The sequence below is a fragment of the Bradyrhizobium sp. GCM10028915 genome (assembly GCF_042666195.1).
GTDB classification, from domain to species: Bacteria; Pseudomonadota; Alphaproteobacteria; order Rhizobiales; family Xanthobacteraceae; genus Bradyrhizobium; species Bradyrhizobium canariense_D.
Map to the genome: position 1 here is coordinate 111716 of NZ_JBHTFN010000024.1, position 25732 is coordinate 137447.

The 25732-nt window shown below is 64.6% G+C and carries 30 protein-coding genes; 9 read left to right on the forward strand and 21 right to left on the reverse strand.

The window, feature by feature from the left end; all coding sequences use genetic code 11:
* The 4 genes from ACFQX9_RS15280 to ACFQX9_RS15295 all read right to left on the reverse strand — a co-directional run bounded on the left by ACFQX9_RS15280 (position 1) and on the right by ACFQX9_RS15295 (position 3592).
* The gene (locus tag ACFQX9_RS15280; protein WP_377789218.1) at positions 1–1503 is read right to left on the reverse strand and encodes a glycosyltransferase family 39 protein; all 1503 of its coding nucleotides are present in this window, start codon (positions 1501–1503) and stop codon (positions 1–3) included.
* A 6-nt stretch (positions 1504–1509) separates the two neighbouring features.
* Positions 1510–2643 (reverse strand): glycosyltransferase family 2 protein, encoded by a 1134-nt coding sequence (locus tag ACFQX9_RS15285; protein WP_377789220.1) that lies wholly within the window; start codon positions 2641–2643, stop codon positions 1510–1512.
* 275 nt (positions 2644–2918) lie between these two features.
* A complete protein-coding gene (locus ACFQX9_RS15290) occupies positions 2919–3122 on the reverse strand; it encodes a hypothetical protein (RefSeq protein ID WP_026232985.1) in 204 nt (67 codons plus the stop codon).
* Between the two features lie 89 nt (positions 3123–3211).
* The gene (locus tag ACFQX9_RS15295) at positions 3212–3592 is read right to left on the reverse strand and encodes a hypothetical protein (protein WP_085351074.1); all 381 of its coding nucleotides are present in this window, start codon (positions 3590–3592) and stop codon (positions 3212–3214) included.
* 115 nt (positions 3593–3707) lie between these two features.
* On the opposite strand from ACFQX9_RS15295, the gene ACFQX9_RS15300 reads away from it, so the two are divergent.
* Positions 3708–4529 carry a DUF72 domain-containing protein gene (locus ACFQX9_RS15300; protein ID WP_377789222.1) on the forward strand — a complete coding sequence of 274 codons (822 nt, stop codon included), beginning with the start codon at positions 3708–3710 and terminating at the stop codon, positions 4527–4529.
* Positions 4530–4549: 20 nt separating this feature from the next.
* Positions 4550–5011 (forward strand): DUF488 family protein, encoded by a 462-nt coding sequence (locus ACFQX9_RS15305; protein ID WP_377789224.1) that lies wholly within the window; start codon positions 4550–4552, stop codon positions 5009–5011.
* A 149-nt stretch (positions 5012–5160) separates the two neighbouring features.
* Here the strand turns inward: ACFQX9_RS15305 and ACFQX9_RS15310 are convergent, their stop codons facing one another.
* From ACFQX9_RS15310 to ACFQX9_RS15335, 6 genes are all read right to left on the reverse strand, one after another.
* On the reverse strand, positions 5161–6075 hold the full coding sequence (locus ACFQX9_RS15310; RefSeq protein ID WP_377789226.1) for a PhzF family phenazine biosynthesis protein: 915 nt from the start codon (positions 6073–6075) through the stop codon (positions 5161–5163).
* A gap of 809 nt (positions 6076–6884) precedes the next feature.
* Positions 6885–8192, reverse strand: a complete 1308-nt coding sequence (locus ACFQX9_RS15315; protein ID WP_377789228.1) for an adenylate/guanylate cyclase domain-containing protein — start codon at positions 8190–8192, stop codon at positions 6885–6887.
* A 31-nt stretch (positions 8193–8223) separates the two neighbouring features.
* Entirely contained in the window at positions 8224–9387 is a 1164-nt protein-coding gene (locus ACFQX9_RS15320) for an ABC transporter permease (protein WP_377789230.1), read from the reverse strand.
* Positions 9384–10313 carry an ABC transporter ATP-binding protein gene (locus ACFQX9_RS15325; protein WP_377789232.1) on the reverse strand — a complete coding sequence of 310 codons (930 nt, stop codon included), beginning with the start codon at positions 10311–10313 and terminating at the stop codon, positions 9384–9386. The genes ACFQX9_RS15320 and ACFQX9_RS15325 overlap by 4 nt, the downstream gene beginning before the upstream one ends.
* Positions 10310–11098 (reverse strand): HlyD family secretion protein, encoded by a 789-nt coding sequence (locus ACFQX9_RS15330; RefSeq protein ID WP_377789234.1) that lies wholly within the window; start codon positions 11096–11098, stop codon positions 10310–10312. The genes ACFQX9_RS15325 and ACFQX9_RS15330 overlap by 4 nt, the downstream gene beginning before the upstream one ends.
* The gene (locus ACFQX9_RS15335; protein WP_377789236.1) at positions 11095–11790 is read right to left on the reverse strand and encodes a TetR/AcrR family transcriptional regulator; all 696 of its coding nucleotides are present in this window, start codon (positions 11788–11790) and stop codon (positions 11095–11097) included. Before ACFQX9_RS15335 ends, ACFQX9_RS15330 begins: the two co-directional genes overlap by 4 nt.
* Positions 11791–11898: 108 nt before the next feature.
* On the opposite strand from ACFQX9_RS15335, the gene ACFQX9_RS15340 reads away from it, so the two are divergent.
* The 3 genes from ACFQX9_RS15340 to ACFQX9_RS15350 are packed head-to-tail and all read left to right on the forward strand — an operon-like array spanning position 11899 to position 13118.
* On the forward strand, positions 11899–12234 hold the full coding sequence (locus ACFQX9_RS15340; protein ID WP_377789237.1) for an ArsR/SmtB family transcription factor: 336 nt from the start codon (positions 11899–11901) through the stop codon (positions 12232–12234).
* Positions 12231–12692 (forward strand): SRPBCC domain-containing protein, encoded by a 462-nt coding sequence (locus ACFQX9_RS15345; protein WP_377789239.1) that lies wholly within the window; start codon positions 12231–12233, stop codon positions 12690–12692. The genes ACFQX9_RS15340 and ACFQX9_RS15345 overlap by 4 nt, the downstream gene beginning before the upstream one ends.
* A gap of 12 nt (positions 12693–12704) precedes the next feature.
* Positions 12705–13118: a GFA family protein gene (locus tag ACFQX9_RS15350; protein WP_377789241.1), complete on the forward strand. Its 414-nt coding sequence runs from the start codon at positions 12705–12707 to the stop codon at positions 13116–13118.
* A gap of 43 nt (positions 13119–13161) precedes the next feature.
* Here the strand turns inward: ACFQX9_RS15350 and ACFQX9_RS15355 are convergent, their stop codons facing one another.
* The 10 genes from ACFQX9_RS15355 to ACFQX9_RS15400 form a co-directional block, all read right to left on the reverse strand.
* Positions 13162–13572, reverse strand: a complete 411-nt coding sequence (locus ACFQX9_RS15355; RefSeq protein WP_377789243.1) for a DUF2000 family protein — start codon at positions 13570–13572, stop codon at positions 13162–13164.
* Between the two features lie 63 nt (positions 13573–13635).
* Positions 13636–14025 carry a DUF4189 domain-containing protein gene (locus ACFQX9_RS15360; RefSeq protein WP_018455588.1) on the reverse strand — a complete coding sequence of 130 codons (390 nt, stop codon included), beginning with the start codon at positions 14023–14025 and terminating at the stop codon, positions 13636–13638.
* Between the two features lie 184 nt (positions 14026–14209).
* Positions 14210–15823, reverse strand: a complete 1614-nt coding sequence (locus ACFQX9_RS15365; protein ID WP_377789245.1) for an NTP transferase domain-containing protein — start codon at positions 15821–15823, stop codon at positions 14210–14212.
* Entirely contained in the window at positions 15820–16521 is a 702-nt protein-coding gene (locus ACFQX9_RS15370; RefSeq protein WP_377789247.1) for an XdhC family protein, read from the reverse strand. Before ACFQX9_RS15370 ends, ACFQX9_RS15365 begins: the two co-directional genes overlap by 4 nt.
* Before the next feature lie 2 nt (positions 16522–16523).
* The gene (locus ACFQX9_RS15375) at positions 16524–16847 is read right to left on the reverse strand and encodes an XdhC family protein (RefSeq protein WP_148751517.1); all 324 of its coding nucleotides are present in this window, start codon (positions 16845–16847) and stop codon (positions 16524–16526) included.
* Positions 16848–16856: 9 nt separating this feature from the next.
* Entirely contained in the window at positions 16857–18059 is a 1203-nt protein-coding gene (locus tag ACFQX9_RS15380; RefSeq protein ID WP_085361694.1) for a VWA domain-containing protein, read from the reverse strand.
* 130 nt (positions 18060–18189) lie between these two features.
* Positions 18190–19110 (reverse strand): AAA family ATPase, encoded by a 921-nt coding sequence (locus ACFQX9_RS15385; protein WP_377789250.1) that lies wholly within the window; start codon positions 19108–19110, stop codon positions 18190–18192.
* 62 nt (positions 19111–19172) lie between these two features.
* Positions 19173–19979 (reverse strand): xanthine dehydrogenase family protein subunit M, encoded by an 807-nt coding sequence (locus ACFQX9_RS15390; protein WP_247455062.1) that lies wholly within the window; start codon positions 19977–19979, stop codon positions 19173–19175.
* A gap of 33 nt (positions 19980–20012) precedes the next feature.
* Positions 20013–20498 (reverse strand): (2Fe-2S)-binding protein, encoded by a 486-nt coding sequence (locus ACFQX9_RS15395; RefSeq protein WP_007602418.1) that lies wholly within the window; start codon positions 20496–20498, stop codon positions 20013–20015.
* 164 nt (positions 20499–20662) lie between these two features.
* Complete coding sequence (locus ACFQX9_RS15400; protein WP_018455582.1) at positions 20663–21109, reverse strand: carbon monoxide dehydrogenase subunit G; 447 nt, start codon at positions 21107–21109, stop codon at positions 20663–20665.
* Positions 21110–21293: 184 nt separating this feature from the next.
* Here ACFQX9_RS15400 and ACFQX9_RS15405 point away from each other — a divergent pair, with 184 nt between their 5' ends.
* From ACFQX9_RS15405 to ACFQX9_RS15415, 3 genes are all read left to right on the forward strand, one after another.
* Positions 21294–22649 (forward strand): 3-carboxy-cis,cis-muconate cycloisomerase, encoded by a 1356-nt coding sequence (locus tag ACFQX9_RS15405; protein ID WP_377789253.1) that lies wholly within the window; start codon positions 21294–21296, stop codon positions 22647–22649.
* A gap of 36 nt (positions 22650–22685) precedes the next feature.
* Positions 22686–23468 (forward strand): 3-oxoadipate enol-lactonase, encoded by a 783-nt coding sequence (gene pcaD / locus ACFQX9_RS15410; protein ID WP_377789255.1) that lies wholly within the window; start codon positions 22686–22688, stop codon positions 23466–23468.
* 107 nt (positions 23469–23575) lie between these two features.
* A complete protein-coding gene (locus ACFQX9_RS15415; protein WP_085351059.1) occupies positions 23576–23968 on the forward strand; it encodes a carboxymuconolactone decarboxylase family protein in 393 nt (130 codons plus the stop codon).
* Here the strand turns inward: ACFQX9_RS15415 and ACFQX9_RS15420 are convergent.
* Entirely contained in the window at positions 23930–24466 is a 537-nt protein-coding gene (locus ACFQX9_RS15420) for a hypothetical protein (protein WP_018455578.1), read from the reverse strand. The genes ACFQX9_RS15415 and ACFQX9_RS15420 overlap by 39 nt on opposite strands.
* A gap of 341 nt (positions 24467–24807) precedes the next feature.
* On the opposite strand from ACFQX9_RS15420, the gene ACFQX9_RS15425 reads away from it, so the two are divergent.
* Complete coding sequence (locus ACFQX9_RS15425) at positions 24808–25725, forward strand: branched-chain amino acid ABC transporter permease (RefSeq protein WP_018455577.1); 918 nt, start codon at positions 24808–24810, stop codon at positions 25723–25725.
* Positions 25726–25732 lie beyond the last annotated feature (7 nt).

Below are 25732 nucleotides of genomic sequence, written 5' to 3' on the forward strand. Positions count from 1 at the left end.
CTACCGCACTTCCGGCGGTGGCGAGCGGTCCAGCACGTCGCCCTTGGCGCCTTCGAGCAGATCGATGCTGTAAGTTTCGATCACGAGCGGGCCGCGCTTGCGCTGCAATTGCGCGACCTGCGTCACCTTGGCGAAGAGATCGTGGACGGCGGGATGGCCGTCAGAGCGCAGCTCGTCGACATAGATCAGCTTGCCCGCAAGCAGCTTTGGATCCGGCTCGGGCATGTTGGCCCAGCGGATGCGCTGATTTTGCTGCGCCACGCAGCTGCCGCGCGGCAGATAGAAGGCGAGCCAACCCGTCGTGCCGTAGTCCGGCGCAAGCACGCAGGTCGCACCATTGCGGGCTCGCACCGCTTCGATTTCGGCAGCGAGCTCGTGCCAGCCGACTCCGACGCTGCGCACGGTCGCATCGCGGCGATAGCCGGACAGCCAGCCGGTATTGGCCTGCACGATCAGCGCGGCAAACATCACGATGCCGGTGGGTGCGGCCCAGCGCAGGCAGAAATCCACCAGGCGACGCTGCCGCGGCTTCCACTGCACCAGATTGGCGGCGGCGGCCGCCGCGATGACGAAAGGGGGGTAGACCGGCGCGAACCAGTTGGCCTCGACGCGGGCATGCAGCGAATGCCAGACGAAATAGGCGACGATGGTCCAGAACATCGTCTCGATCAGCACGCGCGAGGCCAGTGCGCCGGCCCGGCGCCAGGTCAGCGCGTGCAGCCCCATCGCGCCCAGGATGAACACCAGCGGGGTTGCGAACGCGATCTGGGTCGGAATCAGCTCGGCGATGAAGACCGGACGAAAATCCTCGATCCTGGCGCGCCCGAGCTGCTTTGCGAACGAGACCCATTGATGATCGGCATTCCAGAGGATCACCGGCGAGAACAACGCGAGCGCAACGAAACCGCCCAGATACGGCCAGGGCGAGAGAAACCAGTGCCGCAGTTTCGGCACGGCAGCGATCCAGATCAGGATCGCCAGCCCGAAGAACATCGCGGTGTATTTGGACAGGAGCGCCGCACCGACGGCTGCGCCGACCGCGAGCCACCAGATGCCGCGGCCGCTCTCCAGCACCTTGGCGAGAAAGAACAGCACGAAGCTGGAGGCAACCAGAAGCGGCGCATCGGGCGTGACAATCAGCGTGCCGACCGAGGCCAGCAGCGTTACATTGAGCAGGATGGCGCTGGTCGCGGCCACCCGCGCGCCGCCGATCAGGATCGCGGCGGAGCGATAGATCGCGTAACTCATCGGCAGCGCGAGCAGGATCGAGACCAGGCGGACGCCGAGCTCGGTGTCGCCGGCGATCAGGGTGCCGGCGCGGATGACGTAGGCAACCATCGGCGGGTGGTCGTAGTACCCCCCGGCGAGGTTCTGCGACCACATCCAGTAGTAGGCTTCGTCGAAGGTGATCGGCGTGAACGCGGCTGCGACGAGCCGCAAGCCGACCAGCGCAACGATCACCAGCGCCGTATTGCGGACGATCCGCGCGTCAGCCCCGCCCATCGTGAGCTATTTCTTGCGCCAGACGAACAGTCCGGACATCGCGTAGTTCCACACCACGCCCATCAGCGCCCCGGCCGCACCCGCAAGCCACCAGATCGGCTCCTGGTCGTAGACCGAGAAGGCGACGCCGACATTGGCCAGCAGGCCGACGCTGCACACGATGTAGAACGCGATCAGGCCGCGCAGCAGTGCAAAGCCCTTCAGCCGCTGGTCGCGATAGGTGAGGAAGTTGTTGAGGACGAAATTGCTGGTCATCGCGACGATGGCGCCGGAGGCCTGCGCTTCCGCGAACGGCTCCTTGAACAGCTCGAGCGATATGAACAGGGTGGTGAGATGCACCACGAGGCCGATCCCGCCGACCATCGCGAACAGCAGGAAACGTAACGAGACAGCATCGTTGGTGAACTTCGCCAGCACCAGGCCGAGAAAATCCAGCGCGACCATGGAATCGAGCTTGCTTTCGCCGTGCTGGCGCTCGCCGAACGTGTAGGGAATTTCGATGGCGCGCAAGGTGCCGTTGGCGCTCGCGACGAGATCGAGCAGGATCTTGAAGCCGTGCACGGAAAGTTTCGGCGCCAGCTGTTCGAACCGGTCGCGGCGAACCATGAAGAAGCCGCTCATGGGATCGGCGATCTCGACCCGCAGCGCTTTCCTGGCGAGTTCTGTTGCCAGCGCGCTGGCGCCAGCGCGCTGCTTGTTGAAGCCTTCGCTCTTGTAGCCCTCGATGTAGCGGCTGCCGACCACGAGTTCGGCCTGCCCGCTCGCGAGCAGCGACAGCATCTTCGGCAGTTGCGTCTCGTCGTGCTGGAGGTCGGCGTCGATCACGGCCGCATAGGGCGCGCTGGAGGCCAGGATGCCCTCGATGCAGGCCCCCGACAGGCCGCGGCGGCCGATACGGCGGACACAGCGCACGCGGCTGTCGCGCTGGGCCAGCGCGCGCACGACGTCCCAGGTGCCGTCAGGCGAATTGTCGTCGACGAACACGACCTCCCAGGCGATGCCGGCCAGCACTGCCTCCAGCCGCCGGTACAGCACCGTGACATTGTCGCGCTCGTTGAAGGTCGGGACGACGACCGACAATTCCGGCGCGGGCGAAACCGCCTGTGGGGTATCGGAGCCCGGTCTGATCGCTTGATTCATGACGGCAGCGTATATCCGCCGCGTCCTGTGCTGCCAAGAACTTGTGCTGCCAAGAACTTGCGCCAGCAAGCCGGGGTTTCTCTGGGGAGCGGCCCAAAAAGGGGCCCCAAAATGCCAACGACCCCGGAACGGCGGGCCGCGCGTACATCCGGCGCAGCCTGTGCTATTCCAAGGTCGTTCCAGCGCCGGAGTTTTTCGCTCAACGTCGCCGTTAAAAGCTAAATGGGAACGGCAACGCCGCTTTACAAGGGGCGAAAGAGGCCTTTTCCACGCCCTTATTGGTTCGGGACTTCCTTGATCACCGGCCCTCGCGGCACGGGCGCGGCAGGGGCCGCCGGCGCCGCAGCCCCGGCCGGCTCGGCCTTTGCAGGTTTGGGCGGCTTGCCGTACTGGCCGATCGGCCCAAAGACGACGGCGACCGCAAGCACGATCGCCGCGACGATCGCGCCCAAAATGCCCCCCACCGACTCAGACGACATGGAAACCCATCCCTGTTCCAGATGCGCCCAGTGATACCATGGATGCGCGCGCTGCCGGAAGGGCTTGCCGGACGCACCGGTTCAATGGGCTATTTCTGCGGCGGCTTGTGCTTGACGAAGGCCGTCACGATGTCCTTCTGCGCCGCCTCCACCGCCCTGTTCGCGGTCGCGAGATGGGCGCCGGCATCAATATCCGGATATTGCGTGGTGAGATAATCGAGCAGTGCCACCCGGTAGTATTGTCGCTCCGACGGACAGGCTCCGGCGACGGAGCGGCCAAAATCCTGTTCCGACAGGCCCTGGTTGCCGACGCGCGAATATTCCCGCGCCAGGCAATGCCAATAATCGTCGCGGCCCTGCGTGGCGAGCTTCTGCGCACCCTTGGCATCGTCATCGTCGGCCATAACTGAAGATATCATGGCAGCAGATGTCATCATGACGAGCGCCGCTCCCACCATCAGCATCCGCATCTTGTTCTCCTTTTTTCGCAGATCCTATCGCGAGCTTAGACGGGACGTCGCAACTGGCCAATCACAACTGGTTTGATTAGGATGGAGGCCCTCCTCCCGCATCCGAGATCCTCCCGTGGCCAAAGCAAAAACCGCGTCCAAAAAATCCGGCAACATCTTCATCGGCATCGGCGGCTGGACCTTCGAGCCATGGCGCGGGGTGTTCTATCCGGAGAAGCTCACGCAAGCCAAGGAGCTGTCCTACGCCGCCTCGAAGGTGACCTCGATCGAGATCAACGGCACCTATTACGGCTCGCAGAAACCAGAGAGCTTTCGCAAATGGGCGAGCGAGGTGCCTGATGGTTTCGTGTTCTCGGTGAAGGGGCCGCGCTTCGCCACCAACCGGCGCGTGCTGGCCGAGGCCGGGGATTCCATCAAGCGTTTCTATGATTCCGGCGTGCTGGAACTCGGCGATCATCTTGGGCCGGTGCTGTGGCAGTTTGCGCCGACCAAAAAATTCGACGGCGCCGATTTCGGCAAATTCCTCGAGCTGTTGCCGCGCAAGCTCGAGGGACGCGCGCTGCGCCACGTCGTCGAGGTCCGTCACGACAGTTTCTGCACGTCGGATTTCGTCGCGCTGATCCGCGAATTCGAGACGCCCGTCGTGTTCGCCGAGCACGGCAAATATCCGGCCATCGCCGACGTCGCCGGCGATTTCGTCTATGCGCGACTGCAGAAGGGCAATGACGAGATCAAGACCTGCTATCCGCCGAAGCAGCTCGATGCCTGGGCCCAGCGCTTTCAGGACTGGGCCGAGGGAAGTGAACCCGACGACCTGCCGAAGGTCGACAAGGCCAAGCCGAAGAAGGAGCCGCGCGACGTGTTCGCCTATGTCATCCACGAGGGCAAGGTGCGCGCGCCGGCCGGCGCCATGGAGCTGATCGCGCGGGTGAGCTGACGTGTCGCTAAAGGTGTCTCATGGCAAAGGCAAAAAAGCTCTTCACCATCGGCTATGAGCAGACGCCGCCGAAGGCAGTGCTCGACGAGCTGGAGCAATCCGGCGTCAAGCTCGTCGTCGACGTGCGCGCGGTGACGTCATCGCGCCGGCCCGGCTTTTCCAAGAGGCAGCTCGCCGCAGGCCTCGAAGAACGCGGCATCGCCTATGTCCATCTGGCAGCGCTCGGCACGCCCAAGGAAGGCCGCCTCGCCGCCCGCAGCGGGCAATACGATGTACTGGAGAAGGTTTTCTCAAAGCACCTGAAGACGCCGGAGGCCAGGGAGCAGATGGACGAGCTCTCGGCGCTGGTGAAGAAAGCCGGTCCCGTCTGCCTGCTTTGCTACGAGCGCGACCACACCCATTGCCACCGCCAGATGATCGCGGAGATCATCGAGGAGCGCGATGGGGTAACGGTGAAGAATTTGGCGGGACGGCAGGCCTGAACGACTCTCTCCGTCATGGCCGGGCCTGTCCCGGCCATCCACGCCTTGCCACACAGCACGAAGAACGTGGATGCCCGAGCCTTCGCGTCGCCGAAGCGGCTTCGGCCGCGCAGGCGGGACAAGCCCGGGCATGACGATGGAATAGAGAGCTAACCCTCCCCATCAAGCCTCAACGTCCCTTCCATCATCTGCACGCAGCTGCCGCCGACATGGGCGGAGACGATCTTGCCGTCCTGCTTGCGCACGCGCGTCTGCAGGATGCTGGGACGGCCCATGTCAAAGCCCTGGCCGACCGTGAGCCTCAACTCGCCGTCGCGCCTGGGATCGAGATCGGCGAACAGCGCGGCGGCTGCGACGGTTGCGCTGCCGGTCGCGGGATCCTCGGTGAGGCCGCTGACGCCGCGCATGAACATGCGCGCCTGGCGCTCACATGGCGCCTCCGCTGCGGGCACGTCACGGGTATAAAACCACACCGAGCGGGCGCCATCGCGGGGCAATATCTTGCCATAGGCCGCGGCATCCGGCCGGGCCCGCTTCAGCGCCTCGCGCGAATGCAGCTCCAGCACGAGAAACGCGTTTCCGACGGTGACGACGTGCGCTGCGTGGTTGTCGGTCTTGATGTCATCCGCGCCGAGCGAGATGCAACTCGCGGCTTCAGCAGGTGACAGTGGCGCATACCGCGCCAGCGGCTGCGGCGCGGTCAGCTCCGTTCTGACCACCTGGCCCTGCTCCCGCACGATCTCGACCGGCACGACCCCCGCCTTCTCCTCGAACAGCAGGCGCGGTTTCGGCTCCTTCGCCAGCGACGCCAGCACGAAGGCTGTGCCGACATTGGGATGACCGGCAAAGGCGATCTCCAACACCGGCGTGAAGATGCGCACTTCGGCGTCGTTGGCCTTATCGCGCGGCGGCAGTACGAAGGTCGTCTCCGAATAGTTGAACTCGGTCGCGATCGCCTGCATCTGCTGCGTGGAGAGCCCGCCGGCATCCAGCACCACGGCGAGCTGGTTGCCGCCGAAGGCGCGGTCGGTGAACACGTCGACGGTGATGTAGCGGCGCTGCATCTTCGCTTCCTCTTCACGCAAGCGCAGCCGCGGTCGGCTGCATCGCCGGCACTCTACAAGCCGGCGACATCGCCCGTCATGCCCGAAAATAGAGTGCAATCGGAGCAATCGCGGAAGACGGATCAAAAGCGGCAGAGCGAACGTGGCGATGCGAGCACTTGCGCGCGTTCACTCTGATCGACGATCAGCCCATCGATAAATCGCCGGTTCTTCGCTAGCTTTGCGCCTTCTCGAACTGCGTGTGCGGCCAGTCGCTGCCCAGAGCAGTCGATCGAGGCCGTACGCGTTGCGCAGCAACGGGTAGGCCGTCTTCGCAAAATCTTCGCCGGCCGCGTCGTTGCGATACGGCGCCGAATCCACTCGGCCTCCAGCGCGAGATCCCGCGCAATCCGCCATCAGCGTTCGCGACGCCGGGCTGGCGGACTTCACCGCCCCCGGCTTCGTCTCTGCCGCAAGTTAGTACGACGCCGTGTTGGGCAGGCAAGGCGGCTGTGCGTAAGGCGCAGAGGCATACGCGCCTGCTGCCGGAGCCCTGACGCAGTCGGCCGCCACGTGAGTTGCGGCGCGGCGCGGCGCGCTGTCCCGCGCCGATGCTGCCTGGCTTTGGGTGACAGCGGCGATCAGGGCGGCTGCAACAAGGATCGATCGAGTCATTGGCTTTCTCCGGGTGACAAAGGGAAGCTGAGATTTTCGGCTTCCACCGTGCAAGACCCCAAAAGCTACCAAGGATATTTCATCACGCGCCTTCAACGAAACGCGAGCCGCTTCAACGAACCGCGACTCACAAGTGAAGGCGCAGGCGGCGGCCCTCACCCCAGTTGAAACACCGCCACCTTCTGCTCATAGCCGCGCACCTCGACCTCGCCGAGCGCGACCGCATCGCTGCCGTCCTCGCCCAGCGCCTCGCGGACGGTCGCGGAGATCAGGAGCTGCGAGCCGAACTCCTTGTTCAGCGCCTCCAGTCGGGAGGCGAAGTTCACGGTGTCTCCGATCACAGTGTATTCCTTGCGCCGAGGCGAGCCGATATTGCCGGCGACGACGTCGCCGAAATGGATGCCGATTCCGATTCTGAGCGGCCAGCTCGTCTGCGCGTTGATGCGCGCCATCGCGGTCAGCATCTCGCGGCCCGCGGCGACCGCGCGGTGCGCGGCGTCGGAGGTCTCCAGCGGCGCGCCGAACAGGGCGAGAAAGCCGTCGCCCAAAAACTTGTTCACGATGCCCCCCTCGCGGTCGAGAATGTCGACCAGGACGGCGAAGGCGCCGTCGAGCCGGTCGACCACCTCCTGCGGGGTGCGCGACTGCGCGCCAGCGGTGAAGCCGCGGAAATCGACGAACATCACGGCGACGCGGCGGAGGTCGCCTGCGGCGCTCGTCCCCGCCGCCATCAGCCGCTCCACCACCTGCGGCGAAACGTGCTGGCCGAACAGGTTGGTCACCCGGTCGCGGGCGGTCGCTGCGGCAATGCTTGCGGCGAATTGGCGGCGGAGCTGCGCACCGACCGCGCCTGCAAGCACGCCGCAGATCAGGATGATGGTGCTTCGCACCGCGTGGAAATAGATCTGCGGCTCGCCGCTCCCGCTGGCGGGATCGAAGATCAGCGCCACAGCGAGCAACTCACCCGCAGCGACGAAGCCGGTGAAGGTGGACAGCCAGAAGTCGAGCCGCAGGGTCGAGAGGATGACGAAAATGAAATAGATCAGCGGCACGACGAAGCCGAGCGCTTGGCTCGCGCCCATGCTGCGGATCTGCAGGATCAGGATGACGGTCGGCAGCGAGGTCTCGATCAGCGCGCCGATATAGCGTCGGATCACCGGCAGATCGCGGTCGAGCTTGAGGTTTCGCCTGATCTGGCTGTGGACCCAGACCTCGAACAGGATGAAGCCGGTCAGGAGACCATAGACCTCGGCAAGCCCCTCCGTGCCCCGCCAGACCCGCTGCACCACGGAGGAGTTGACGAGGTAGATCGCGGTGAGGAACACGACGATGACGCAGCCCGTCGTGATCAGCGCCCTCACCCGCACGAGCTCGGTGCGCAGCACCTCGCGCGTCAGCTCGCGCTCGAAGTCTTCGGACATCACGGCATGCTGCCGGGCCTTCCTGCTCGCAAAACTGACCATTCCGCCCCCTTGATTCCAGGGGCATCTTGCCTCAATCCAGCGTGCGGCGGAAGCGCGTCACGGCGATGGTCATGGCGAGCAGCATCAGGACCGCCAGCGCCAACGCGTCGAAACGCAAATTTTGCATGCTCGCACCCTTCAGCATGATGGCGCGGACGATGCGCAAATAATGCGTCAGCGGCAGGCACTCACCGACATATTGCGCCCAGGCCGGCATCCCGGCGAACGGGAACATGAATCCGGACACCAAGATGCTCGGCAGGAAGAACATCATCGACATCTGCATCGCCTGGAGCTGGTTTTGCACCAGCGTCGAGATCGTGTACCCGATCGCCAGATTGGTCGTGATGAAGAGCGTCGAGAGCAGCGCCAGCAGGAACAGATTTCCGAGCACCGGCACGCCGAACAGGCCGACCCCGATGCCAATAATGAGAAACGCCTGCACGAACCCGACCAGCACGTAGGGAATGATCTTGCCGAACATCACCTCGACCGGCTTGATCGGCATCGACAGCAGGCTCTCCATCGTGCCGCGCTCGACCTCGCGCGTGACCGAGAGCGCGGTGAAGATCAGCATGGTCATGGTCAGGATGGTGCCGACGAGGCCCGGCACGATGTTGAGGCTCGACGCGGCGGCGGGGTTGTAGCGGGCGTGCGCGCGGATCTCGAACGGCATCTCCGGGGGATCTCCGATGTAGAGATCGTGCTTGAGTGCGGTCTGCACGACCATGCCGAGCGAGCCGATCGCCGCGCTCGCCGCCACTGGATCGGTGGCGTCAGCCGCGACCAGCAGCGCCGGCTTATCGCCGCGCCGCACTGCCCGCTCGAAGCCGCGCGGGATCTCGACGCCGAACAGAACCTTGCCGGATTTCAGGAGATTGTCGAAATCTTCGACGTCGTGGACTTCGTAGAGAAAGCGGAAATAGGCGGTGTTCTCCAGCGCCTTCAGGATCGAGCGTGCGAGATCGGAATCCTCCTGAAGCAGCACCGCACTCGGCAGATTGTGCGGCGTGGTGTTGATGGCATAGCCGAACAAGAGCAGCTGCATCACAGGCAGCATCACGATCATCGCAAAGGACACGCGGTCGCGCTTGAGCTGGATGAACTCCTTGATCAGCATCGCATAGGAGCGCCTCCAGAAGCCGAAGCGCTCCCGGATCGCGTGCTGGGGATCAGGATGATCGACCGCGCTCATTGGAAATTATCCTTGGACCGGCTCATCAATTCGATGAACACGTCTTCCAGTGAGGGCGATGATTTGTGCCAATGCAATCCGCTTTTTTCGCGCCACGGCGCGATGCTGGCCTCGAGCGCGGCGACGTCGCGGCCGGAGACGTGCAGCGACGTGCCGAACGGCGCCACCATGTCGATACCCGGCTTGCCGGTGAGCGCAGCCGTGAGCTCGTTCAGGTCCTCGCCCGTCACGGTGTAGGTCGTCAACGCGGATTTCGCGATCACCTCGTCCACGGTGCCATGCACGAGCAGATGGCCATAGGCGATATAAGCGATCTCGTGACAGCGCTCGGCCTCGTCCATGTAGTGGGTCGAGACCAGCACGGTGAGACCGTCGGCCGCGAGCGCATGAATCTCGTTCCAGAAATCGCGCCGCGCTTTGGGATCGACGCCGGCGGTCGGCTCGTCGAGCAGCAGCAGTTTCGGACTGGGCAATGTGCAGGCACCTAGCGCCAACCGCTGCTTCCAGCCGCCGGAGAGTTCGCCCGCGAGCTGTTCCTCGCGCCCCGAGAGCCCGATCCGCTTGATCATGTCGCGCGCGGCGCCGCGCGCGTCGGCAAGGCCATAGAGCCGTGCGACGAATTCGAGATTCTCGCGCACCGACAGGTCCTGATACAGGCTGAAGCGCTGGGTCATGTAGCCGACCTGGCGCTTGATCTTTTCGGCATCGCGCCTGATGTCGTAGCCGAGGCAGGTGCCCTCGCCGCTGTCGGGTGTGAGCAGGCCGCAGAGGATGCGAATGGTCGTCGTCTTGCCGGAGCCGTTCGGCCCGAGGAAGCCGTAGATCGAGCCGCGCTTCACCTGCATCGACAGATCGTGCACGACCTCCCGGCCGCCGAACGACTTGGTCAGGCCCTTGACGTCGATCGCGATGCCATTGCCGCTCATCGTTTGTCCGCCACCGGAGTTTTGGGATTGAGATAGACGTCGATCGGCTGCCCGACGCGCAAGGCGTCGGGACGCGAAGGCCGCGCCTGGATCAGATAGACGAGCTTGTTGCGCTCCTCGAGGCTGTAAATGACAGGCGGCGTGTATTCGGCCGAGGTTGCGATGAAATAGATCTTTGCGGTGAGATCGGCGGCGCAATTGTCGCACGCGATCCGCACCGTATCGCCGATCGCAAGCTTCGGCAGCTCGGTCTCCGGCACGAAGAAGCGCAGCTTCATGTTGCCGGGCGGCATGATCGAGAGCACAGGCCGCTGCGCCGCCACCATCTCGCCCTCGCGAAAATAGATCTGCTGGATGGTACCGGCGACCGGCGCAAAGCCCTTGCGCCGCGTCATCCGCGTCTCCGAGGTCGCCACCCGTGCTTCGGCGACGCGCAAGGCGGAGACGGCCGAGTCGAGATTGGCCTGCGTGCCCGAGCCGGTCTTGCTCAGCGAAGCCGCGCGATCGTAGGTTTGCTGCGCGTTGGCAAGCGTCGCCTTGTTCTGGTTGAGATCGGCAAGCTGGAGATCGTCGTCGACGGAATAGAGGTGATCGCCGACCTTGACCTGATCGCCCTCGCGGACGTTGAGCTTCGTCACGCGACCCGCCTCGTCTGGGCTAACGAAGATCATGTCAGCCTCGACCCAGCCCTGGAAGCCGGGATCACGCTTGTCTTTGCAGCCGGCAAGCCCGGTCGCGAGGACCGCGATCAATGCGAGTACAGAAATTGCTTGCGACGGCCTCATGTCGTGCTCCGTTCGCCAAAAATCAAATCGAGATGAACGCGCAGCATGTCCTGCGCGTCGAGCGGCGCGTGCCGCGCAAACAGGCTCTGCCAGATCACCGCGATCATCGCGGGTGCGACCAGGATCTGCGGATAGTGCGCCAGGTTCTTCTGGCGGATCTCGCCGCGGGCGATGCCGAGCTCGATCAGGGCGCGCATGGCGGAGATGCCGCGCGAGACGACCTCGCGGTAGTAGAAGTCGGCCACGGAGGGAAACCGCGGCCCCTCGGCCACGATCAGGCGCACGAGATCGCCGCGCCTGGTGCCGATGACCTCCTTCAGGAAGTTGCTCGCAAACGCCTCGACCAGATCGCGCACCGAGCCCGCCGGTGGCGGCAATGCCGTCAACCGGGTCACGACAGGCACGATCACCGTCCGGACCAGCTCCTCGAACATCGATTCCTTGTCCTTGAAGTGCAGGTAGATGGTGCCCTTGGCGACACCCGCACGCTTCGCGATGTCGTCGAGCCGCGTCGCGGCAAAGCCCCGCGCGATGAATTCCTCCATCGCGGCATCCACGATCGCCGCGCGCCGCTCCGCCGCGCGCGTGGCACGGCTCGACGCGGGCACCGCGGCCTCGCCAGCGTGTGAACTGGCCTTCGCGTTCGCGCGAGCTGCGGGCAGCGTGGCGGCTTTGGCGGGTTTCCTGGTCATTCATCTGATATGACTGACCAGTCAGTCATAGTCAAGACAGCGCTACGGACCCAATCTGGTCCACAAATTAGTATTGACTAATTCATTAGCGACGGCTAATCTAATCCTATGATCGAAGCCGCCCCAAATCCCGTTACCACCGTCATGCGCGCCCTCGCGGACCCGACGCGACGCGCCGTCTTCGAACGCGTGTTCGAGAGCACGGAGATCAGCGTCGCTGAACTCACGCGGGGAAGTGGCGTGACGCAAGGCGCGATCTCGCAACATTTGAAGTCCCTCAAGCAGGCCGGCCTCGTCGCCGAGCGTGCCGAGGGCCGCAACGTCTATTACCGTGCCGCGCCGCAAGGCCTCGAACCGCTGGTCTCCTGGATGGACCATTACAGCGTGTTCTGGCGCGAGCGCTTCCAGAACCTGCGTGACCTCTTGAAGGAGATCGACCCGTGAGTGCTGTTGAATTGAAAGCCGAGACAAAAGACATCGTCATCGACGAGGTGCTCCCTCATGCGCCGGAGACGATCTGGAAGGCGCTGACCAGCGCCCAGTTGATCGCGCGCTGGCTGATGCCGCCGACCGGTTTCGAGGCCGTCGAAGGCAACACTTTCACCTACCAGACCACGCCGGGCGGCGCATGGGATGGTGTCATCCATTGCCGGGTCCTGGAAGTCATGCCGAACCGCCGCCTCGTCTACGCCTGGAAGGGCGGCGATGAGCGCAACATTGGCTACGGCGCGCCGCTCGACACTGTCGTAACGTGGTCACTGACGCCAGTGGAGGCCGGCACGCGGATCCGCCTGGTTCATGCTGGCTTCGTCTTGCCCAGGAACGAATCGGCCTACACGGGCATGAGCGGCGGCTGGAAGAAGGTCGTCCGCCAGCTCGACGAAATCAGCGGCGAAGGTTGAGGGGTTACTGCAATGGACAATTCCTATACCGGCGGCTGCGCCTGCGGCGCGATCCGCTATTCGATTGCCGGTGAGCCGCTGTTCAGCAATCACTGCCAGTGCCGGGACTGCCAGCGCGAAAGCGGCAGCGCCCACGGCTCGTACATGACATTCGCACGCGACGGCGTCACGGTGACGGGCGAGGCAAAGCATTGGGACATGGTCGCCAACAGCGGCAACGTGAAGACGCGCGGTTTCTGCACACAGTGCGGCGTGCCTGTGTACATGACCTTCGCGGCACAGCCCGACGTCTTCACGATCCGCGCCGCAAGCCTCGACGAGCCCGCCCGCTACAAGCCGCAGGCGGTCACTTTCGCCGCGCGCGGACATGACTGGGATCGTCTTGACCCTGACCTGCCCAAATTCGCGGGCATGCCGCCGGGGTGAGGCATCGCAGGTGGAAACGCGCGCAAGACCGCGCGCGTTCACGTCAACTATGAAACTTCAACCCGTCGACGATCTTGTCGATCACCTTGCGCTCCGCGCGCATCGCGAGACCGACGAGATTGAGATCGGTGCGCGCCACTGCCCTCACCACCTCGCGGTTGGCGGCATCATGAGTGGTCTTGAACATGTCCTCGGTATAGACCGCCGGCTTGACGTTGCGCGTCCGGGCCCGATCGAGCGCGCGCGTCAATGCGGGACCGTCGGCGCCATAGATCAGGATCGGCTGACCGATCAGCGCGTGATATTTCGTGCCCGACGCGTCCTCATAGGGCTCGCCGATGCATTCCGGAAAGGCCGCGGCGATGCCGCTGGTGAGGAAGGCCGCGACGTTGAGCTTCTGCCAGGCTTGAAGATCGGTACGAATCACGATGGCGATCTTGGTATCGAACTGCATGCAACTCCCCGACTGTCATTCCGGATTCGATGCTACGCACGATCGGAATGACTGCAACAGGAATCAACCCTTGGCGTCGCAGGCCCAGGCGCGGATCACGCATTCCTTGCCGCCGTATTTGTAGCATTCGCGCGTGGCGGCATTGAGCGTGGTCGAGATCTTCGGCTTGACGGCATAGCCATAGGCGCCGCAGGGATTGGAAAGATCGACCGACATCGCGGCGCAGGCGCGCTTCATCGTCACGGTCGTGCAATCGCCCTTGCACTGCTTCTGCGCCGCCGCACGGGCTTCGTGCTCGGCGCCATAATCAAAGGCCTGGCCGTAAGCGCCGCACTTGCCGACCGCAAATGCACCGGCGGCATGCGCATCCGTGATATGGCGAGCGCCCGCGATGCAGACGGACAGCGCAAAGAAAAACATCGCGCAACGGCGCGCGACGACGTTCGAAGCCATGGAAAAACCCCTCCCCCCAAGGCAGGTGAAGGTGACTGTAAGCGGCGGTTGTTTCCAGATGGTGAACGGGGCGTTGAATTGAGGCCTGGGCGGCGCGGTAGGTGGGCAAAGCGAAGCGTGCCTACCAATCAAACACCACCGTGTCGAGGGATGGTGGGCACGGCGCTGCGCGCCTTTGCCTACCCTACGAACCGCTATCCCGCCGTGCCGCTTCCAGCGCCTGCGGCGTATCGATGTCGAGGAAGGCGCTCTCGCCGTCGACCGGCACTTCGGCGACCGCCTCGGTGTGCTTCGCGATCAGATGGCGCGCGCCGACATCGCCGTCGAGCGTCATCAACTCCCCGAAGAATCGGCGCGACCACAGCACGGGGTTGCCGCGGCGGCCTTCGCTGACGGGCACGACGATGAGATTGCCGCGGTCCGGTGCGAACGCGTCGATGAGACGGTCGATCAGGCCGGCGTCGATCAGCGGCATGTCGCCGAGGCAGACCACGGCGCCGTCGGACGTCTCGGGAACGGCCGCGATGCCCGCCTTGACCGAGCTTGCGATGCCGCCGGCAAAATCCGGATTTTTGACGAAACGCACCTTCAGGCCCTGCAAGGCTTGTTCGATCAGCTCGGTCTGATGGCCGGTGACGACGATCACCTCGGACGCCTTGGAGGCCAGCGCCTGCTCGGTCGCTATTCGCACCAGCTTCTTGCCATCGAGCTCGGCCAGTAGCTTGTTCGGCCCACCCATCCGGGTCGAGCGGCCTGCTGCGAGCACGATGACCGCGACCTGGTTGTTGCCCTCGATCTCCGGTTTTGCGCGCGGCTGCGGGCGCGTGACGATCTCCATCAGGAGGCCGCCAACACCCATGCCCATCAGCTCGGACCGCGTCACCTTGATGCCCGCGAGCAGCCGCATCAGCACCCAGTCAAAGCCGTTCTCGACCGGCGAGCGCGCGCAGCCGGGCGCGCCCAGCACCGGCACGGCGCCGGCCCGGGCGATCAGCAGCAGGTTGCCGGGGTCGACCGGCATGCCGAAATGCTCGATCTCGCCGCCGATGCTGGTGACGGCCGCAGGGATCACGTCGCGGCGGTCCGCGATCGCGGAGGCCCCGAACACGATCACGAGCTCGGCGCCGAGCCCGAGCAATTCCTTGATCGCAGCCGAAAGCGCCTGCTCTTCATGCGGGACCCGCCGCTCGGCGATGATGCCGGCGCCGGCCGGCGCCAGCCGCTCGGCGGTGACGCGCAACGTCTTGTCGATCACCTTGGAGGACAGGCCGGGCAGCAGCGTCGAGACCACGCCGACGCGCTTGATGACGTAAGGCGCGATCTTCAGCACGTCGCGACCCGCGGCCTTCACCGCGGCATCACGCAAGTTTCCTTTGACACCGAACGGGATGATCTTGACGGTGCCGACCATCTCGCCCTCGACCACCGGCTTGAAGGCGGAGAGCGTCGCAAATGTGATGGCCTCGTCGACATTGTTGATGCGGTCGACCGCGGCGCGATCGATCACCAGCACGCCTGGCTGCGCGGCGAACAGATTGGCCCGGCCGGTGAAGGCGCGCTCGACATGGATGCCCTCGCCGCCGACGGCGAGCGCGATGCTGGCGGCAGCGATGTCCTCGGAGACATCGTCCTCCTCCATCCGCACCACCACGACGTCCTTGATGCCAGCGCGCTCCAGCGCCTCGACCTCGGCCGGGCCGATCGTCGTGCCCTTTTTCAGCACCAGCGGTCCCTGGCGCAGTGTGTGGACGGTCACCCCGCCGATCGCATCCCTGGGACTCGCCGGGCCGAACTTCATGCGGCTTCTTCTTTTTCTTTGGGCGGCAGGCGAAGCACCGCCGTGATCTCGGCCATGATCGAGACCGCGATCTCGGACGGCGAGACCGCGCCGATCGCAAGCCCGATCGGCGCGTGGATGCGCGCGATGTCAGCCTCCTTGGCGCCTTGCGCCCGCAGCCGGTCGCCGCGCTTGGCGTGCGTCTTCCGTGATCCGAGCGCGCCGATATAGAAGCAGTTGCGCTCGAAGGCGTGCAGCAGCGCGGGATCGTCGATCTTGGGATCGTGCGTTACCGCGACGAAGGCCGTGTAGGCGTCGACGTTGAGCGGCGGCAGCGCCGTGTCGGGCCATTCCGCGACCAGTGGAACGTCGGGGAAGCGCTGGGGGCTCGCAAAGGCCGTGCGCGGATCGACCACGGTGACGTCGTAGCCGAGCGAGCGCGCCAGCGGCGCCAGGGCCTGGCTGATATGGACGGCGCCGACGATGACGAGCTTTGCGGTCGGCGCATAGACGTTGAGGAAAAGCTTCTTGCCGCCGGCTTCGACGCTGGCGCTTTTGCCCATGCGAAGCTGCTTGTTCAGCTCGGCGCCTAATGGATCCTTGGCAAAATCCTTGGCCTTCACCAGGCGCTGCTCGCCACTCTCGGTGTCGGTGACCAAAATCACCGGGCGGCGCGCGGCGCGCTCGGTATTGAGTTCGTGCAGGATCTCGAGCTTCACGGCTAGCCGACTTTCTCGACGAAGACGCGGATGGTGCCGCCGCAGGACAGCCCGACATTCCAGGCAGTCTCGTCGGCAACGCCGAACTCCAGCATCCTGGGCTTGCCGCTCTCGATCACATCCATGGCCTCCGTGACCACGGCGCCCTCGACGCAGCCGCCGGAGACGGACCCCAGGAACGTGCCCTCGTCGTTGATGACGAGGCTCGAGCCCGCCGGACGCGGTGCCGAGCCCCAGGTCTCGACCACGGTGGCGAGCGCGACGCCACGGCCGGCCTTCTGCCAGTCCTCCGCCGCCTTCAGAATATCCTCGTCGCGATCGAGCATGGCTACCTCTCAGGCTGCGGAGCGGATCAAGCTGCGGTGATGCGGCGGCAGCGGCCGGGAGAGCGTGGTGATCAGCTCCTGGATCGAGCTCAAATTATGTACCGGACGGAATTCGTCAACGTGCGGCAGCATCATTTTGATGCCTTGAGCCTTGGCCTCGAAGCCGCCAAACCGCAGCAGCGGGTTGAGCCAGATCAGCCGCCGGCAGGAGCGGTGCAGCCGGTCCATCTCGAAGGCGAGCTTGGAATCGGCCTCCCGCTCCAGCCCGTCGGAGATCAGCAGCACGATGGCGCCCTGGCTCAGCACGCGCCGCGCCCACAATTTGTTGAAATTGTGCAGGGAGGCCGAGATCCGCGTGCCGCCGGCCCAGTCCTCGACCGAGGCCGAGCAGCTCGCCAGCGCCTCGTCGGGGTCGCGCTGGCGCAGCGCCCGGGTCACGTTGGTGAGGCGAGTGCCGAACAGGAACACCGAGACACGTTTTCGCGCGTCCCCTATGGCATGCAGGAAATGCAGGAACAGGCGGGTGTACTCGCTCATCGAACCCGAGATGTCGAGCAGCGCGACGATCGGCGCCGGTTTCTCGATCCGCCCGAGGCGATGGATGTCGATGATGTCGCCACCGGTACGCAAGGACGCGCGTAAGGTGCGGCGCAAATCGAGACGAAGCCCGCGCGCATCGGGTCGGTGCCGGCGCGTCAATAGCTCGGCCTGCGGCAGCCGCATCCGCTCGACAGCGCGGAGCGCTTCGGTGATCTCGGCCGCGCTCATCTGAGCGAAATCCTTCTTCTGAAGGATTTCCTTGTCGGAGACCGACAGGCGCAAATCCTGCTCCTGGTGCTGCGGCGTCTCCGTCATGCGCGGCTGCGACATCGCCTCCTGGACGCGGCGGGAGCCGGCCTGCGGCTTCTTTTTGGCCTGCTCCGGCAGCGGCACCGAATCCAGCATGTGCTTCCACTCTTCCGACGCCCGGAAGAACAGGTTGAAGGCCTGTTTGAAGATCAGCGCATGCTCGTGGCGCTTGACGAAGATCGCCTCCAGGGTGGTGAAGACGTCGGCGCGGTGGCCGATGTCGATCACCTCAAGCGCGCTCATGGCATCGATGACCGCACCCGGCCCGACCGGCATGCCCGCCGAACGCAGCGCGCGGGCAAAGCCGACGATGTTGTCGGCGAATTGCTCGGTTTGCTCAGGCGCAAGGTGGTTGATGGCCATGGTTCATCCTTGCTCCGTCATTCCGGGGTCGCGAAGCGACGAACCCGGAATCCAGAGATTGTGGCGCGAGATTCTCAGGTGCGCAATTGCGCATCAGAGTTCACGCTCCCGCGCGCCCCGGAATGACAAGTTACTCGCTCGTCGCGTCCTTCAGCACCTTCTGCAAGGTGTCGCCCTGCATCCGCGTGATGTCGTCCTGGTATTTGAGCAGCGCGCCCAGCGTGTCGCCGACCACTTGCGGGGTCAACGAGCGGGCGTCGAGCTCCGACAGCGCAGTGGCCCAGTCGATGGTCTCGGCGACGCCCGGCGATTTGTAGAAATCCTGATTGCGCAGCGCCTGGACGAAGCGCACGACCTGCTGCGACAGTTTCGCGGAGATGCCCGGCACGCGCGACTTGACGATCGCGAGCTCGCGATCGGCGTCGGGATAATCGACCCAGTGATAGAGACAGCGCCGCTTCAGCGCGTCATGGATCTCGCGGGTGCGGTTGGAGGTGATGATCACGATCGGCGGATGCGGCGCCTTCACGGTGCCGAATTCGGGAATCGTCACCTGGAAGTCGCTGAGGATTTCGAGCAGATACGCCTCGAACGCCTCGTCGGCGCGGTCGAGCTCGTCGATCAAGAGCACCGGCGGTCCCGCAACGTCGGGCTCCAGCGCCTGCAGCAGCGGCCGCTTGATCATGTAGCGGTCGGCGAAGATATCGGAGGAGAGCTGATCGCGATCGGTGTCGCCGGCGGCTTCCGCCATCCGGATCGCGATCATCTGCGCGGCGCTATTCCATTCGTAGACCGCCGAGGAAACGTCGAGGCCTTCGTAACACTGCAGACGGATCAGCTTCCGCCCCAAGGCCGCCGACAGCACTTTTGCGATCTCGGTCTTGCCGACGCCGGCTTCGCCTTCCAGAAACAGCGGCCGGCCCATGCGCAGCGACAGATAGGTCACCGTGGCCAGCGATCGCTCGGCGAGATAGCCGCGCGACGTCAGGAGTTCGAGCATCGAATCGACCGATGCCGGCAAGGCACCGGACGTATTGGCCGCTGAGGTCATGAAAAAGCCAGTCTCGCTACGCCCTCACCGGGGACAAGTTTGGGCCGAGGCGTGAGGATCACTCACTCCTTGGCGTTCGCGGCGTCGAGGGCGCGCCGCGTCAGCACGCCGATAAGATGCGCGCGGTATTCGGCGCTGCCATGGATGTCGCTGTTGAGGCCGTCCGCGGGCACCTCGATGCCGTCAAGCGCTTTCGCGGCGAAGCGCTTCTTCAGGGCTTCCTCGAACGCGGTGACACGGAACACGCCTTCGGAGCCGGCGCCGGTGACCGCGACCCGCACGTCGGAGGGACGCCGCGCCACGAACACGCCGACCAGCGCGTAACGCGAGGCCTGGTTGCGGAACTTGATATAGGCCGCCTTCTTCGGTAGCGGGAACATCACCTTGGTGATGATCTCGTCGGCTTCGAGCGCCGTCGTGAACAGGCCCTGGAAAAACTCTTCCGCCTTGAGGCGGCGCTTGTTGGTGACGATGGTGGCGCCCAGCGCAAGCACGGCAGCCGGATAGTCCGCGGTCGGATCGTTGTTGGCGAGCGAGCCGCCGATCGTGCCCTTGTGGCGCACGGCGGGATCGCCGATCTGGCTGGCCAGGTTCGCGAGCGCCGGGATCGCCTCGCCGACAATGGCGGAGCTTGCGACCTCGGCATGCCTGGCGGTGGCACCGATCACGAGCGCGCGACCCTTCATCTCAATCGTGTTTAGACCATCGATATGGGAGAGGTCGACCAGATGCGGCGGGCTGGCCAAGCGCTGCTTCATGACGGGAATCAGCGTGTGGCCGCCGGCGATCACCTTGGCGTCTTCGTTCTTCACCAGGAGATTGGCGGCCTGCCGAACGGTCCCGGGGCGATGGTATTTGAAATCGTACATCTGAATGTCCTGATCGCAGAGTGCGCGCGCGGTTTACGCGAGATCGGATTTCGCCATCGCCTTGGCGCCGGCGGAGATCGAGGTGACGATGTTCTGGTAGCCGGTGCAGCGGCAGAGATTGCCTTCCAGCTCCTCGCGGATGGTGTGGTCGTCGAGCTCGTTGCCCTTGCGATGGACGATGTCGATCGCGGTCATGATCATGCCGGGCGTGCAGAAGCCGCACTGCAGGCCATGGTGTTCGCGGAAGGCCTCCTGCATCGGATGCAGCGGCGCGCCGTCGGCGGCCAGGCCCTCGATCGTCTTGACCTCGTGGCCATCGGCCATCACGGCGAGCGTGGTGCAGGACTTCACGGCCTTGCCGTCCAGATGCACGACGCAAGCGCCGCACTGCGAGGTGTCGCAGCCGACATGGGTGCCGGTGAGCCGCAGATTCTCGCGCAGGAACTGCACCAGCAGGGTGCGGGGATCGACGTTGGCCGTGACAGGATTGCCGTTCACGATGAGGGAGATTTTTGCCATAAACACTCTCTATCAGCGCCCCGACGGGTCCCGTCGAAGCGGTTCTTATATTTATTCCAACCCATCATATGGGCCATTATGCCCCGGGGCAACATCACCCGGAATGCAAGGCGCCATGACAAAACGCGATATGCGGAAAGGCGCAATGCTTGAGGTGTTGGCCTTCAGCCCTGTACCGCCTTGGCGAAGTTCGCGAAAAATTCGTCGGCCAGCTTCTTGGCGGCGCCGTTGATCAGGCGCTGGCCGAGCTGCGCCAACTTGCCGCCAATCTGCGCCTCGACCTCGTAGGACAAAAGCGTGCCGCCGTCCTTCTCCGCAAGCTTGACCACGGCGCCACCCTTGGCGAAGCCGGCCACCCCGCCCTCGCCTTCGCCGGAGATCTTGTAGCCGTTCGGCGGGTCGAGATCGGATAGTGTGACCTTGCCCTTGAAGCGCGCCGACACCGGACCGACCTTCATTTTTGCCGTCGCGCGAAAGCCGCCATCGTCGGTCTTCTCCAGCTCCTCGCAGCCGGGGATGCAGGCCTTCAGCACCTCGGCATCGTTGAGCTTGGCCCACACCGCCTCGCGCGGCGCCGCAAGCTGGACTTCGCCGTTCATCGTCATGGCCATTGGGTGCCTCCCGGGATATCGAACTTGGATCGCGCAACTTTAATGCTGCTCAAGTACCGCACGGAGGCGGCAAAAGAAAGGGTGGCCCTCGGTCACGTGCAATGCATATTCGCAGCTGCAAAAAGCTTGCGCCGCCGGTTTGGGATTGGCACAGGCGGGTCATGGTGGTTAGGTCCCGCACAATATGAGCACATCCCTCTCCCTCCTGCTCGCGCCGATGCTGTCGAGCGTGGCCATGCGTGCGGTCTGCGACGACCGGTCGACCCTCCAGAATATGCTCGATTTCGAGGCAGCCCTGGCCCGAGCCGAGGCGGCCACGGGTGTGATTCCCGCGTCCGCGGTGGGCCCGATCGAAGCCGCGTGCAAGGCCGATACCTTTGACATGGCTGCGCTGGCCGAGGCCGCGACGCGATCCGGCAATCTCGCGATCCCCCTGGTCAAGACTCTGACCGCCAATGTCGGCAAGGCCGACGCCGAGGCCGCACGCTACGTGCATTGGGGCGCGACCAGCCAGGACGTCATCGACAGCGCGACCATGCTCACGCTTCGCGCCGGCATCGATGCATTGGACGCCGATCTCAGCCGCGCCATCAAGGGCTTTGCCGCACTGGCGCGCAATCACCGCAACACGGCAATGGTGGCGCGAACCTGGCTCCAGCACGCCCTGCCGATGCCGTTCGGACTGAAGGCCGCCGAGTACGCCGCAAGCCTTGCCCGCGCCCGCTGCCGCCTCAGGCGGCTGCGCCGCGAGGGCCTCGCACTGCAATTCGGCGGCGCGGCCGGCACGCTTGCGGCACTTGGCGACAAGGGGCTCGTCGTTTCAGAACGGCTGGCGCAGGAGCTGAACCTGCCACTGCCAGAAGCGCCTTGGCACACCCACCGCGACCGCATCGCGGAAGCCGCATCGAGCTTTGCGATTCTCGCCGGCAGCTGCGGCAAGATCGCGCGCGACGTCTCGCTGCTGATGCAGACCGACGTCGCAGAGGCGTTCGAGCCCGCCGGGGAAGGCCGCGGCGGCTCCTCGACCATGCCACACAAGCGCAACCCGGTCGCGGCCGCAAGCGCGCTGGGCTGCGCAACCATGGCGCCGCAGCTCGCCGCGACGATATTCGCTGCACAGGTGCAGGACCATGAGCGCAGCGCCGGCCCCTGGCACGCGGAATGGCCGACACTGCCGCAATTGATGCTGGTCACCTCCGGTGCCCTCGCCGCCATCGTCGACATCGCCGAGGGTCTCGACGTCGATCCGGCGCGCATGCGCAGCAATCTCGATGCAACCCACGGCCTGATCATGGCGGAAGCGGTCACCTTTGCGCTGGCCGAGACGATCGGCAAGAGCGATGCGCATCATCTGATCGAGGCCGCGAGCAAGCGCGCGGTCGCCGAGAAGAAGCATCTACGCGAGGTGCTCGCAGCCGATTCGCAGGTCACTGCGCATCTTTCGCCGGAAAAAATTGCGGCGTTGTTCGAGCCGATGGCCTATCAAGGCGCTTCCCAAGTCCTGATCGACCGCCTGCTCGACAGCCTCGAACGCGAATAAAGCAGTCCTGAGCGCCAATAAAACGGAGACGCCCGCATGCCCATGATCGATGCCGACGGTTGCCTGATCAACGTCTCCGTCGAGGGCCGCGACGGCGGGCCGACGCTGATGCTCTCGAACTCGCTCGGCTGCACGCTGCAGATGTGGGAGCCGCAGATGAAGGCACTGACGCAGATATTCCGCGTCATCCGCTACGACCGCCGCGGCCACGGCAAGTCCAACGTTCCGCCCGGCCCCTATACGATGGAGCGCTTCGGCCGCGACGTGCTGGCCATCCTGGACGACCTCAATATCGAAAAAGTGCACTGGTGCGGCCTGTCGATGGGCGGCATGGTTGGGCAATGGCTCGGCGCGAACGCGCCGGAGCGCTTCGGCAAGCTCATCTTCGCCAACACCTCCTGCTACTACGCCGAGCCGACCAAATGGCTCGAGCGCATTGACGCCGTGAAGAAGAGCGGCATCGCCGCCGTCGCCGACGCCGTTATCGCCGGCTGGCTCACCCCGGATTTCCGCGAGCGCGCGCCCGACATCACCGCCAGGATGAAGGCGATGCTGCTGGCCTCGCCGGTCGAAGGCTATCTCGCCTGCTGCGAAGCGCTGTCGACGCTCGACCAGCGCGCGTTGCTGCCGAACATCAAGAACCCGACACTGGTGATCGCCGGCCGCCACGACATGGCGACGCCGATTTCGGCGGGTGAATTGATCCGCTCAAGCATTCCCGGCGCGAGCATGACCATCATTGACGCCGCCCACATTTCCAATGTCGAGCAGCCGCACGCATTCACCGACGCGGTCGTGGGCTTTTTGACGCAACGCTAGCCACAACCGTCGTTGGGAGCACAGCGATGCAACCAGAAATCCGTCTGCGGTGAGAGACTGGATTGCTTCGTCGCTTCGCTCCTCGCAATGACGAAGGAGGAAACAGCATGGACGACCAGAAGCGCCGCGATGCCGGTATGAACGTGCGCCGAAAAGTGCTGGGCAATGCCTGGGTCGACAAGTCGATCGCGGGTCGCAATGCATTCAACACCGATTTCCAGGACATGATCACGCGCTACGCCTGGGGCGAGATCTGGACGCGGCCGCATTTCGACGAGCGCACGCGGCGGGTGCTGGTGATCGGCACCATGGTTGCGCTTGGGCAATGGGATGAATTCCGCCTGCATGTGCGCGCCGCCCTCGCCGAGGGTGGCTTCACGCCCAACGACATCAAGGAAATCCTGCTGCAGCAGGCGATCTATTGCGGCGTGCCGGCGGCGAACCACGCCGTCAAGGAAGCCTCAGCGATTGTGCAGGAGCTCGGCCTGCTCAAGACCTAGCGGCGGGGTGGCCTCGACGGGCTTCTGAACGATCTTGGGCGCCGCCGCGGGCCGCTCGATCACCACCACGATGGCGGCACCGAGCAAGAGCAGAAGTTCGGTGGCGTGCAGCCGCAGCGCGGCCATCTCGCCGACCTTCGAGGCCATGATCATGCTCGCAAACGAGATCAGGCTGCCGATCGCAAGCGCAATGCCGAGCGCTTCGTCGCTGCCGCCGTTCTTGCGGATACGGGGGATGCAGAGCAGCGCAAGGTAGATCGCAAAGAACGCCACCACCGTTAAGCGCCCCAGCGCCAGCAGCCAGGCGGCGCGCACCGTGTCCATCCCCGCCATCTGGAGATGGTCGCTGAGGAAAAGAGCGACTGCGACGCTCGGCCGCTCATAGAGGCCGTGCACCGGCGCCACCATGATGTTGAAGGCAACGAGGGTCCAGGTCGGGATGAAATAGGCCGCCAGAAGTGCGCCGTTGACCGAACCGATCCGCCAGTTTCCGAACATGCCGCTTCCCGCTTCGTTTGGCCCGCGCCTTCGATGGAAGGCTCTGCCGGGAGCTAACTCGCATCAGACTGTGGCGGCAATTTAAACCCTTTGTTTACCTTAACTGCCTCCCGACAGGCATCCGATGGCGCTGGCGGAGCCGGTTCCGCCCATTGCGGGGGAACCGGAGCGCCAAATGATCTCTGTAAAAGCCTTGATGCGGAGGCGAGGCCGGTTGCAGCCGCCAGTTCCCTCCTGTTACAAAACGAGAATGCTTAAGGGCTGCCGGGGCCCGAGAAGAAACCAGCACTCTCTCTCGAAGAGCTCCCTTTGAGCCGCGTCAGATTTGGGTACGGCAGCCTATGGATTATTTCGCCCAGCAGCTCATCAACGGCCTCGTGCTCGGCTCGATCTACGGGCTGATCGCGATTGGCTACACGATGGTCTACGGCATCGTCGGGATGATCAACTTCGCCCATGGCGATGTCTTCATGATCGGCGGCTTCATCGCTCTGATCACCTTCCTTCTGCTGGTCTCGACCGGCCTGACTGCGGTCCCGGTGATCCTTTTGATCGTGATCCTGGTCTCGATGGCGATCACCGCCCTGTATGGCTGGACCATCGAGCGCATCGCCTACCGTCCGCTGCGCCACTCCTTCCGCCTCGCGCCCATGCTGTCGGCGATCGGCATGTCCTTCGTGCTGACCAACTATTCGCAGGTGGCGCAAGGCGCGCGGGTGAAGCCAGTGCCGCCAGTGATCACCGGCGGCTATACGCTGCACGAGAGCGCCGATGGCTTCGTCATCCAGCTCTCCAATATCCAGATCGTGGTGGTCATCACCACCATCGTGCTGCTGGCGATCTTCACCTGGCTGGTGTCGCGCACACGGCTCGGGCGCGACATGCGCGCCTGCGAGCAGGACCAGACCATGGCGGCGCTGCTCGGCGTCAACGTCGACCGCACTATCTCCATGACCTTCGTGATCGGCGCTGCGCTGGCCGCAGTGGCCGGCCTGATGTACCTGCTCTATTACGGCCTGGTCGATTTCTTCATGGGCTTCGTCGCCGGCATCAAGGCGTTCACCGCGGCCGTACTCGGCGGCATCGGCTCGCTGCCCGGCGCCATGCTCGGGGGGCTCGCGATCGGGCTGATCGAGACGTTCTGGTCGGCCTATTTCTCGGTCGAATACAAGGATGTCGCCGCGTTCTCGATCCTGATCGTCGTGCTGATCTTCATGCCGACCGGCCTGCTCGGCCGCCCCGAAGTCGAAAAAGTCTGACGGTCGC